This is a genomic window from Phocaeicola sp. RTP21359st1_B8_RTP21360_211022 (assembly GCF_040911965.1).
GTDB classification, from domain to species: domain Bacteria; phylum Bacteroidota; class Bacteroidia; order Bacteroidales; family Bacteroidaceae; genus Phocaeicola; species Phocaeicola vulgatus.
Genome location: NZ_JBDFXP010000030.1, coordinates 1 through 12,993 on the forward strand (window position 1 = coordinate 1; position 12,993 = coordinate 12,993).

The 12,993-nt window shown below is 38.3% G+C and carries 5 protein-coding genes and 1 pseudogene; 1 reads left to right on the forward strand and 5 read right to left on the reverse strand.

Annotated elements, in window-relative coordinates; genetic code table 11:
* Window positions 1-144: 144 nt before the first annotated feature.
* From AB5062_RS15070 to AB5062_RS15090, 5 genes and pseudogenes are all read right to left on the reverse strand, one after another.
* Complete coding sequence (locus AB5062_RS15070) at window positions 145-1,275, reverse strand: glycoside hydrolase family 88 protein (RefSeq protein WP_032953122.1); 1,131 nt, start codon at window positions 1,273-1,275, stop codon at window positions 145-147.
* 143 nt (window positions 1,276-1,418) lie between these two features.
* Window positions 1,419-2,135 (reverse strand): annotated as a pseudogene (locus AB5062_RS15075) (glycoside hydrolase family 28 protein); the annotation flags it as partial.
* A 568-nt stretch (window positions 2,136-2,703) separates the two neighbouring features.
* The gene (locus AB5062_RS15080) at window positions 2,704-4,800 is read right to left on the reverse strand and encodes a RagB/SusD family nutrient uptake outer membrane protein (protein WP_032953109.1); all 2,097 of its coding nucleotides are present in this window, start codon (window positions 4,798-4,800) and stop codon (window positions 2,704-2,706) included.
* Between the two features lie 29 nt (window positions 4,801-4,829).
* On the reverse strand, window positions 4,830-7,970 hold the full coding sequence (locus tag AB5062_RS15085; RefSeq protein WP_032953107.1) for a TonB-dependent receptor: 3,141 nt from the start codon (window positions 7,968-7,970) through the stop codon (window positions 4,830-4,832).
* Window positions 7,971-8,336: 366 nt separating this feature from the next.
* Window positions 8,337-9,518 carry a phage integrase SAM-like domain-containing protein gene (locus tag AB5062_RS15090; protein ID WP_005841224.1) on the reverse strand — a complete coding sequence of 394 codons (1,182 nt, stop codon included), beginning with the start codon at window positions 9,516-9,518 and terminating at the stop codon, window positions 8,337-8,339.
* A gap of 288 nt (window positions 9,519-9,806) precedes the next feature.
* Here AB5062_RS15090 and AB5062_RS15095 point away from each other — a divergent pair, with 288 nt between their 5' ends.
* Window positions 9,807-12,989, forward strand: coding sequence for a TonB-dependent receptor (locus tag AB5062_RS15095; protein WP_032946651.1), 3,183 nt, complete (start codon window positions 9,807-9,809; stop codon window positions 12,987-12,989).
* Window positions 12,990-12,993 lie beyond the last annotated feature (4 nt).

Genomic DNA, 12,993 nt, shown 5'->3' on the forward strand with positions numbered 1-12,993 from the left:
ACTGAGCGAAGTTAGGACTTGCCCGATTTTTTTGCAAACACAAAAAAAGGCCGTCTCATTTTGAGACAGCCTCTTTTTACTTAACCTAAATCTAACCTTTAAATCATAGTCTATGAAAAATCGATTCACTAACCAATCATATTATTAATTTAATTTGTAAACCTCACTTCCGGCGAGCAGGAAACACCCTACTCCAAAATCTTCAAAATCGGGTACTTTATCGTATGTGACAGGTTGACTGTCTTTCGGTTCTTTTCCGGTTCCTTGTACAAGTCCTATGAAGCCGTTAGGGTGAACGGCATCCTTCACCATAGCATTCCATGCTTTCAACAAGACTGGCAGGTATTCTTTTCTGTCCAACAGTCCGTTACGTACCCCCCATGCCATGCCATATACAAATAAAGCGGTGCCACTGGTTTCTTTACCTCCGAAGTTTGATTCGTCATGCATACTTACATTCCAAAAACCATCAGTACGTTGGCAATTTTTGATAGCTTTACTCATGGTCAGGAAGTCATTGATATAGTCGGCGCGATGTTTTTCATCAGTAGGAATTTCATCCAATACACGTACCAGTGCTGCATATACCCATCCATTACCACGACTCCAATAGCAATTCTTACCGTTAGGTTCTTTGTAAGGGGGATCAAAGTCTTGGTCTCTCCACCACAAACCTTCTTTTTGGTTGTACATGCCATTCTCACCATGTTTGTTACGGGTATATTCATACATATCCCACATTTTGTCGAAATATTTTTGTTTTCCGGTCAATTTTCCCAGTTTGGCAAATACAGGCATTCCCATTTGGATGGCGTCAATCCACCACCAATCATTTACTTGAGGAGTGTTGACCAGCATATCTATATTGGCTTTGACCTTACGGATTCTTTCCGGATCGGGACAAATGTTATATAAATCAATGTAAGTCTGGCTGGCACAGTAATCATCAGCATTGCGAGTGGTGGTACCGTTGCGGAATCCCCATTCGTGGTAATTTGACCAATCGACAGCGTATTTATAATAGTCATCGCGTGGATAGACGGAGTAAAGAGCCATTAATCCTTCATAATATACTCCGCGTGTCCAGATATTACTGGGACGGGTTACATTTTTTACAAAAGAAGGAGTACGATAATCGGCATACTTCTTCATGAAGTAATCATTGACTTTTGTAACAGTTTTCAACGTTTCTTTTTTGTCCGGCAAGTCTTGTGCTTTTACAACTCCAAAACCTAATGCAACAAAAAAGAATGATAGTATTAATTTTTTCTTCATCATGTTGTTTTAGTGTTTTAATGGTAGCGCAAAAATAGGATGGTCTGGGATTTCCTACAATGGAAATGTGTACATCTTCCTTGAATATTATGCATGTGTACGCATTTCGAGTGTATTTTTTATTTAACAGTGTTCTTATTGGGTTATTTGTCTTTATTTGCAGACCGTTCATAAATCTTTTCTCCTTCTTTTATCTCTAGTTCCAAACCTTTAAAATTAACATTGGCCACATTTGAGATGCTTAATCCTTTTTGAGCTTTGATATGGCAATTCTCAAAAAAGAATGTATCATTTCCGAATGGAGCCTCTTTAAAACCATACATGGTTCCTGCTGATTGTGCTTCTCCATTTATATTCTTGAAATGGATATTGCGCAAACAGGTCAGCGGATAATGTGCAGGTGAAAGCGGAGGAACCATACGCCATTCCATATTGATATCAAAGATACTGCGCGCTCCTTTGATGGTAATATCTTCAAAAGTGATATTTTCCACAGTTCCGCCGCGGCTGGGCTGACTTTTAAAACGTAAGGGGCTCCAGTTTTCGTTATCCATCAGGCAGGAACGTATGGTCACATTGCGTATGCCGCCTGATATTTCACTGCCCATAGCCACTCCACCATGACCGTATGCAAAATGACAGTTTTCTATCAGAATGTTTTCACTGGGACGTCCTACTCTGCGTCCGTCCTCGTCTCGTCCGGATTTGATGGAGATGCAATCATCATGTGCCTCAATGCGGGTGGAAGTAATCAGTATATCATTGGACGAATCAATATCTATGCCATCGGAACTGGGTATATATTCCAATGCACGGATATCGATTCCATCTATAGTGAAGCCATTTGTGTAAAGTACATGATACAATTGATAGATTAGACTCAAGAATGGGTGAATATTATTTGTTAACTGCAAAAGAATCAAAGTTCTCTTTGTCTGAATATCTATTCTTTTGATAGGGATGCTACCTTGAACTTTGGTTATTGTATGCTTTCTTTTAATTCATATGATAAATCATGGCTTGATTTCATCGTGGAAAGCAGGAATGGCCAGCAGCCATGGATATGATGAGTGTATAAATCTATAATAAAAATAAGGAGGAGATGAAAGATCTTTTATTATGGAATAAGATTTCTCGCATTGTTATGTTATTAGCCGAATGTCTTGACATATCTCCGGTGCGTGCTTTGGATATCTTTTATAATAGGGAGAATTGCCAATTTCTGTACAATTCCAGTTTTGGATTTTATTTGACGAGTTATGTTTATATTTTAGATGATATTATACGAGAACTTCTAACGAAAGGTTACTAATTTTTAAAGGTATAGGCATAAAAGCGCATAATCCTTATCTGAAAAACAATAATGGACCTCTAAATCTAAAGCATATAGATGAAGAGGTCCATATATTATCAGTGATATATTACGGTTTAATATCCCGGATTCTGCATGGCACTTTTTTCTTCATTAGTTAATGTTCCACCGTTTTCATTGGTAATTCCGTCCAAGAATGATTGTGGTAGTGGACGATAATAATGAACCTGAGGATTGAATTCACCCAAGCCACGACTTACTCCATCGTTAAACGCATGCCAACGGTCATTCAGGCTCTTTGTACGGGCTAAATCTTCCCAACGTAACATTTCACCGCAAAGTTCACGGGTACGTTCGTTCAGTAAAAAACACATCATCTTTTCTGCATTGGAAGCACAACCCAATTTTTCATAGATCGGGATGTCTACTTGTGAATTGTACACGTCTTCCACACTGTTCAAGGTCATAACTGATTTGGTGGAAGCTGTAGTTTCCTGACCTTCCATATTATTAGACTCATAATAGGTGTTGATTTCCCAATAAACAGCTCCTTCAGCCGAGTAACCTCCACCTTTTCCTGTACAATATGAATTGTTCTTGTAAGACTGTCCGCCATCTACGTGTTTACTTCGGTCTTCACCTTCAGCATACCCGGCACGGGTACGGAGTTTGTTTATCCATTCAATAGCCTGTGGATAAGAGGATTCACCTTTACGGATATAGGCTTCGGCTATCATTAACACATCTTCAGCGGAACGGGCTATAATGGCATCACGCGTACCAAACTGTGAAGCGATCGAATTACGTGATCCGTCACGATATTTAGACAAAGCGACTGAACGCTTATGGGGAATCACCTGATACCAGTTGCCAGTCAGATTGGAAATGTCAGTATTCCAGTTGTGAGTTTCTCCCTTGAAGTAACGGACAAACGTGTGAGGAGCCTCAATGACATTGTTCTTGGTCACTTTTACATTTTTGTTACCAAATTCATAGTCTTCGTAACGAGTATCTCCCGGATTGTTGACAATATACTTGATGCCCAGTTCACCTCCTGTAAAACGCTTGTCTCCTGCACTTACACCAACAGGAGCTTTGCCGCTTCTGATATCAGCTTCAGTCCAATCGGGTGCACCTTTGGTATTATTACATCCATAAGTGGTAATGAATGATTTCCAGAAACGTGAATCGTTTACACGGTCAAATACATCCATGGTATATTGGGTCGCACTTACATAGCAGAATTCACGGCCACCGGAAATGTCACGGTTCGTTCCATTCATATCTTGATAAACTGAAGGAAAGCATAAGTGCATTTGGTTACCATATCGTCCCCAGGTGGATTCATCGTTAGAGAACTGTGCTGCCAATACTACTTCCGATACTGTTTCGTTAGCACCGTTAGGTGCTGTGTAATCCCATAATTCTACAAAGTCATTGCATAAGGGGTGTGCACTTACCACTTCCTGTCCGTACTTAATTACCGCATCTAGGTCAGCGGCTACGTATTGTGTATTCCAGCTAGAATACAGTTCAGAAGCACGGAATAAATGCGCCTTGGCTAGGAAGTGGGCGGCTGCTGACTTCGTGATGCGTCCAGTTTGCTCCGGCTTTTCGGGCAATAACTTGTAGGCTTCCTCCAAGTCGGCAATGATTTGTGCATATACTTCTTCTTCACTATTGCGGGTGAAATAGGTTTCCACTCCTGTCGAAGGAGTTAATTTCAGAGGAATTCCACCAAACTGTTTCACCAGTTCAAAGTAACCATATCCTCTTAAGAAATATCCTTCTCCCAAACGGGCATTATAAGTAGGAGACTGTGGATTATAAAATGCCGGTACATTTGCTATAATCAAGTTGGCCGGTTCGATAGTACCATACAAGTTGTCCCAAATGGGCTTGATTCCGGTGGTTTCACCTGAATTTAGTGATTGTCCGTAGTGGTTATAGTGTGCAGCTGTATTGTTGCCATCTGTAAACTCATCCGTTCCTTCGCAATAAACCAAGTATCCCCATTGATAGTTAAATTTGGTTTTCAGCATTAGATAGGCGCCATTTACCAAATCATCAATACCTTCTTGTGTCTTGAAATAATCGGTATCGTATGCATTAATTTGGTTCTCGTCTAAAAAAGACTCACTGCAAGAAGTCAATGCTGCACTTCCTAACGCCATACATGCGGCAGCAGAAAATAATATGTGATTCAATTTCATATCGATAATTTGTTTTTATCCGTTATATATTAAAATCCAACATTTAAGCCAACGACGAAACTTTTCAGTGTCGTTGCTGAACCGAAAGTTTTAGTATTGTTATCATAGTTCAGCAAATCTGTATCTAACCAGTCGCATGCTTTATAAATAGAGAAAGGATTCATGGCCTGTACATATACTTTTAAATTACTCAAACCTGTATTTTTCAGTTGTTTGCTTGTGAAATTGTAACCTAATGAAATATTACGTACCTTGATGTAAGAACCGTCCTGATAATTCATTGAAGAATTATAGGTATCAGCTGCCTCGCCGTTTGATCCTGGAGAATAGTATACTGCGTCTTCGTTGCTTCCGGCTACCCAATAGTCTAACTTACGTTGCATGTAGCGCCCATCCAATGTAGCGGCACCTTGTGGCACATCGAATCCCATACGGGTGATGATAAAGCAAGATAGTTCCAAATTCTTATAGCTGAAAGTGTTATTCCATCCTCCTGTCCAACGAGGACGTTCTTTACCAACAATTTGACGGTCATTAGTTGCGTCGATAGAACCGTCATTGTTTAAGTCTTTCACTTTGATTTGTCCTGGCTTGCGACCATATTGGGCTGCCTGCTCAGCTTCTGAGGTCTTCCAGATACCGTCATATACATAGTCATAATAGACTCCGATTTCTTCGCCTACGAACCAACGGTTGTTTACATCTTCTGTGTTTCCGTTTGCCAAGGCATCAATTTGGCTGCGGTCCATAGACCAAGTCAGTGTGGTATTCCAGGTAAAATCATTGGTTTGCACAGGAATAGCATTCAGTTGTAAATCAATACCCCAACCCGATGTTTTTCCAACATTAGCTAGTGTGGAAACATATCCAGTCAGTGAAGGAATGGTCATATCTAGTAACAAGTCCTTGGTTTTGGTCTTGTACACATCAACGCTACCGCTGATACGATTGTTTAAGAAGCCATAATCAATACCGACATTATATTGAGTCGTCTTTTCCCAGGTCAGTTCGTTATTGGCCATTTTACTAGGATTCTTTGCAGAAACATCAGACGGAAGATAGCCGATAGATGGGCTTTCACTTCCCCATTGATAATAGAGTGACTGAATAGCTCCTTTAGTAGAATAAGGGTCAATAGCCGCATTACCAGTAACACCGAATCCCAAACGAAGCTTTAATTGGCTAATCCAATTAATATCTTTCATAAAATCTTCTTGGTCAATGCGCCATGCCAAAGCGGCAGAAGGGAATGTTGCCCATTTGTGTCCGGGAGCTAGTACGGAACTACCGTCCCAGCGAACAGATGCAGTCAGCAAATAGCGATCTTTGAAACCATAGTTCATACGAGCCATGTAAGAAGTCATTTGGCTTTCAGTTAAACCGGTACCAAAACCACTCAAGCTTCCGGCCGAATGCAGATTGTACCATAATTCTTTAGAAGAAGCTACGTTGGTAGCAGTCATATCTCCCATTTCATAATGATATTTGGAAGCCGACTGCATCAATGTCAAACCAAGGCTATGGTCTTTGATTGTCTTGTTATAGTAAATCAAGTTATCCAATGTCCAAGAACGCTTTTGTTCATTTTTGTACTGGGCTTTGTTATTACCGTCACCATTGATACCTTCGGCTGCATTGGCAATACCTAATGTGTAAAATTGGAATTCAGGACCAAATTGGATGCGATAGCTCAAGCCTTCCAACGGTTCCCATATTTTGCCAAAATCTATCTGAGAATACATGCTGGCATTGGCACGGAACGTACGACGCTGGTTAGTATTGTAATCCAATTCACGAATGGGATTGATGATGTTGATATCACCATTTGGAAGGCGAATATAATCACCGTTGGCATCGTAAGGTACTGTCCAAGGGAGCATGCTGCGCAATGCTCCATAAAAGTCTCCGGCACCGGTGACTGATTTGGAGAAATTATAACCATAATCCTGGTCGGCATATGAACCGTTGACAGAGGCTCCCATTTTAAAGAATTCTACGGGATTAGCGTCAAATGACACTTTTAGTGTATAGCGTTCGTAGGCTTGTCCAGGCTGAGTTCCTTTTTGATTCAGGTAACCGAATGAGGCGTAACCTTGGAATTTGTCAGAACCACCTGATGCGCTCAATGTATGTTCGTGTGTGATGCCGGTTTGTTTGCCATGGTCAGTCCAGTTGTATGAGCCTACTTTCGATGGGTCATAGTTTCCGTTTGACCATGCTTGGTCTATGTTTGCCCAAGAAGCAGCTACGCCACCGAAAGCCAAACGGTCTGCTTCATAACTTGGAGCAAAAGCAGCGTCTCTGTTACCGTATGCTCCCATGTTGTATTTTGCTAGACGGGCATAATCCAACCATTCGCTGGCCGACATCATGTCAGTTACATCGTGTAACGTTTCAAATGTAACAGATCCGGAATAGTTTAGAGTAACTCTTCCTTCCTTACCTTTTTTAGTTGTAACCAAGATAACACCATTTGCACCACGTGAACCATAAATGGCGGTAGCGGAAGCATCTTTTAAAATGTCAATAGACTCAATGTCTGAAGGGTTAATATTTTCAATACCGCCATTTTGGATAACCATACCATCAACTACATAAAGCGGACTTTGTTCTGCTTTGATAGAGCGTACACCACGGATATTGATATCGCCTACTTCACCAGGACGCTGGCTGGAAGTAATATCCACACCGGCAGTTTTTCCCTGCATACCTTCGAGGGCATTTTTGACAGGCATGGATTTCAGTTCTTTTTCACCCACACGTGCCATAGCACCAGTCACATCACTTTTTTTCTGAACACCATAACCAACCACTACCACTTCATCCAGTGTTTCGGTATCCTCCTCCAAGATTATTTTAACGGTAGATTGTCCTTTCACTTGGATATCTACGGTCTTGTACCCCACAAAACTTACTTGGATCGTTCCATTATCAGGAACATTCTGAAGTGTGAACTTACCATCAAAGTCGGTAATTGTACCATTGGTAGTACCTTTCACCACCACACTGGCACCGATTACAGACTCACCTGTTTTGTCAAGGACAGTACCCGAAACGGTTTTGCTCTGTGCAAAGGCCCCTACAGCCAATACGGATAACAAAGCAACGAAGAACAGCCGCTGGAACTTCTCCAAACGACGTAACAGACTTGAATTCTTTCTGTCTTTCATACTTTAATTATTAAGTTAAACAAAAGTTTACTTGATATATAAAGTTGAAAGTATCAAAAAAAGCCCATTTCATCGAATTTTATAATATAGATGATACAATAATAGAGAATATAAAGTGCTCTTATTACTGTTGGAAAAAAAACTCTTTTAGTTAGTATTTATGAAATATTTTACTTTGCTCTCAAATTTATATGGAGTAGTTTATATCCTGACTTGAACTTAAAAAATATCTCCAAAAAGTAAGTGTACTTTATCAGCTGTCTAAGTGCATTTGCTTGATTTATGAACCACACTTACTTTTTAAGGTAATACAATAATAACATTTACATGATATGAAAGACATTTATGCATATATAATAACATTGACTATTTAAGCAATTGATCGAAGATTTCTCTAAAAACTTTATCGGCGTGCTCTTGCATTATTCGTATATAATTAAATATAGGACGATTGTTTTTCATACTATGACCAATACAATATTCTATTTTTTCTATTTCGATACCTATATCATAACCATGTTGTGCAAATGTTTTTCTTGCAGAATAATATGAAACCTTTCTATTTATGCCTGCCAGATCAGTCACCTTCCCTATATGTCTAAAGACCAAACTATATACTTTTTCATAAGATTCATATTTGCCAAAAACTAATTTCCCATTTTCAGAAATATATCGTTCAATAATTGTCTGTGCTTCTGGCTGGATAGTGAAAGCTATTTCATTTTCATTTTTTTTGCTATTACGGGTTTTATGTCTTATATATCTCATACAGTTCCCTTTAGTGAAATCATACTCCATTAGGTCTCTTAGATTAATGCCACCTAAATAATAAGTTAACATAAATATATCTCGAGCCATGATATGCACAGACTTGAATAATTTCACATCACGTATTTTTTTTAATTCATCAACGGACAGATCTAGTTCTCTGATATTACTAACTGGCATTTTAAATAAAACAAAAGGATGAACTAAATAAGTTACATAATTCATTTTCCTAGCATAGTTCAATATTACTTTTATTAAAGTGAGGTAAATTCTGATAGAAGTTTCTTTTAATCCTTCAGCCTTCATTACATCAGCGAAACTTTGTATATGTGTCGGACTGAGTTGTACCAAAGGAAAATCACCTTTCATATGTTTAAGGAACTTTGCACAAGCTATATTATATAATTTATGTGATTTTTTACGATCGTCTGCTTCCATCATTGAAAGATATTCTTTCACTACCGTATTAAAGGTTATTCCTTTTTTTTGTTGTTCCCGAGTTATAACATGTATCAATTCAGTGCATGAAATATTCGACTGATAATGAATAGACGAAAGAATCTCTTCGTATTCATTAATCAACTTGCGCAAACAAGCATTTATATTAGCTGCATTTTCATGTTTTACTACTCGTCCATTTTTCATTTGATTTGCAGAATCCAAAATGAATTGGGTTGAAATATATCTCGTTTGTGAACGATGAGCCACTGCGATCCTGACTCTATGTCTACCGTTAGATAATTTTTTAGCAGGTACAATTACTATTGAAAGATTAGCCATATTCAAATTTTAGTTTATACGTTTTACAATACAATATTAAAGTAACAATCAGAAATAAAAGCACTCTTGTATAACAAAAATGCTCTTGAAACTATCCATTTTGAGATTGTTCACAGAAGTTTGTACTATTTTTCAGTTGAAAAGACGGAAAATTCCATGCTTTTGTACAATCCTACATTGGCTTTTTTAATATTCGCGCATATATTTGCAACACTTTTTCACAGGTAGGAGACCTATTTCTCCTGAGAGAATAGAAAACTAACTTTTGTTTAACTTAATAATTAAAGTATGAAAGACAGAAAGAATTCAAGTCTGTTGGGACATCGATTAAAATTTCGGTGGCTTTTTCTCTTTAGTCTGTTTGCAGGTCCTCTGCCCCTTTCCTTTGGAGGACAGTCGGCAGTAGCTGCAAACAATATTATTCAGCAACAAAAAATATCAGTGACCGGTAAGGTCGTAGATAATTTAGGAGAGCCTATTATTGGTGCCAATGTTGTTGTGCAAGGTCAGACAGTAGGTACTATAACCGACATTGATGGAGTTTTTAAGCTGGATGTTCCTAAAGGAGCTAAGTTATTGATTTCATTCATTGGATATAGTTCCAAAACTGTAGAAGTAAAACAATCTAACATTGAAATAGTTTTGGATGATGATTCTCAAATGTTAGGAGAAGTAGAGGTTGTAGCTTATGGCGTTCAGAAAAAGGTTTCTGTGACTGGAGCTATTTCCAGTGTAAAAGGTGAAGAATTGACAAAAACTCCAACAGGCTCCATTTCTAATATGTTATCAGGGCAAATGGCAGGTTTGACTACCGTACAGTATTCCGGTGAACCGGGGAGTGATGCAGCGAATATTTTTGTCCGTGGTCAAGCTACATGGAATCAATCTGCTCCTCTTATTCAAGTAGACGGTGTGGAACGTAGTATGAATGATATTGATCCTAATGAAATAGAAAGTATTTCTATATTAAAAGATGCTTCTGCTACGGCTGTTTTTGGTGTACGAGGTGCAAATGGCGTTGTTTTAATTACGACTAAAAGAGGTAAGGAAGGAAAGGCTAAGATTTCATTTACGACTTCCTCAAGTATTATTGCCCCGACCGAAAGTATTAAAATGGCTAATTCTTATCAATATGCTACTTTTTATAACCAAATAAATACTGGTGATGGTTTGAATCCTACGTTTTCGGATGAAATAATTCAGAAATTTAAAGATGGTTCAGATCCCGTTCGTTTTCCAAGTGTGGATTGGGTAGACTATTGTTTAAAAGATATGACCCTTCAAACACAGCATAATGTTAATATATCAGGTGGTACAGACCGTGTACGTTATTTTATTTCAGCAGGAGCTTATACACAAGGCGGTTTATTTAAAGAATTTGACTTGCCTTATAATCTGTCTTATCAATATAATCGTTTCAATTACCGTTCAAATCTAGATATTGACGTAACCAAAACGACAACATTATCAATGAATATTGCTGGTAATGTGAATAATGCTTCTAAACCTTATACTGGACTGGGTAGTGCCGGGATGTTAATAAACATGTATTATTCCACTCCGTTTTCTAGCCCGGGACTTGTCGATGGCAAACTGGTTAATGCAAGTACGGACTATCCGGATTTGAGAATGCCTTTTACTGGTGGTAGCGGCATGGGATACTATGGTGGAGGTTTTATGCGAACCAGTAATAACACCTTAAATGCTGATGTCCAATTAAAACAAAAACTGGATTTTATAACTAAAGGATTGTCATTCCATATTAAAGGATCATACAATAGTGGTTTTACATCTTATACACAGGCTAGTGCTAGTGTTGCAACTTATACTCCTGTATTACAAGAAGATGGTACGATTGCTTATAAGAAATATGGACAAAATTCTCAGTTGAAATATGAAGATAAGGATCCGGCTAAATCACGTGATTGGTATATGGAGGCAGCCTTAAACTATGCCCGGGAATTCGGTAACCATCATGTTTCAGCATTATTGTTATACAATCAGTCTAAGATATATTATCCTAGTGCATATTCTGATATTCCTCGTGGGATGGTTGGTATAGTGGGACGTGCAACTTATGATTGGAAAAACCGCTATATGGCAGAATTCAATATTGGATATAATGGTTCCGAGAATTATGCACCCGGCAAACGCTTTGGTACTTTTCCGGCCGGTTCTTTTGGTTGGATTGTTAGTGAGGAAAAATTCTGGAAACCTATAAAATCAGTAGTAAGTTTCTTGAAATTTCGTTATACAATCGGTCTAGTTGGTAATGATAGTTTTGACGGAAACAAGCAACGTTTCCTCTATATGTCTGATCCTTATGTAGTTAATAATTCTTCTTTAATTAACCGTGATGGTCATGGTTTTTTGTTTGGTATCAATAATTCCACAGTAAGTCCTGCTGCTTATGAAAATGGAAAGAATAACCAAGATATTACATGGGAAAAAGCGTTGAAAACCAATTTGGGTGTAGATGCTAATTTCCTTAATGATCGTTTACGCACTTCATTTGATTATTATCATGAAAAACGTACAGACATTATGTTGAGTGACGGTACGGCTCCTTCTGTATTAGGATTTACTCCTCCATTGGCTAATCTTGGGGAAATGAGAAGCTGGGGTTGGGAAATCACTTTAAAATGGAATGATCAAATAGGTGACAATTTCAGGTATAACGTAGGATTGAATTTGATGTACAATCAAAATCGGGTGGTAGAGAGAAAAGAAGCTCCGCAAAATGAAGAGTATATGTATCAAAAAGGACGTCGTCTTGGTTCACGCAGTCAATATAAATTCTTTGAATATTATAATTCGGAAACAACCCCTGCTCATTACAAAGAAGTATATGGTACGGATATGCCAGAACAATTAGTCAGTGATTTAAAAAATGGTGATTGTGTATATGTCGATTTAAATAACGATGGTAAAATAGATTCTAACGATATGTCACGTCAATTTGGTTTCACAGATGATCCGGAATACATGGCCGGTCTTAATATGGGATTCAGTTGGAAGGGATTTGATGTTTCAATGCAATGGACTGCCGCATGGAATGTAAGCCGCAGTATATCAAGTGTATTCCGCCAACCTTTTACAGACCGTACAAACTCAGATCAAGGAGGTTTGTTGGAATATATGTTAGATCATACATGGACTCCAGAGAATCCGAATCCAAATGCGGAATATCCGCGTGCGACATTTATCAACGATACCAATAACTATGCGGAATCAACTTTGTGGGAGAAAGATGCTAAGTATCTTCGTTTGAAAAATCTGCAAATTGCTTATAATTTCAATCTTCCGTTTATGAAAAAACTGAAACTGAATACTATGCAGTTAGCGTTAAGTGGATATAATTTATTGACCTTTACTCCATATTTTTGGAGTGATCCGGAATCAAAGGCTAGTAATTCTCCCTCTTATCCGCTGACAAAAACATATTCATTGAGTTTGAAACTTGGTTTTTAATCTT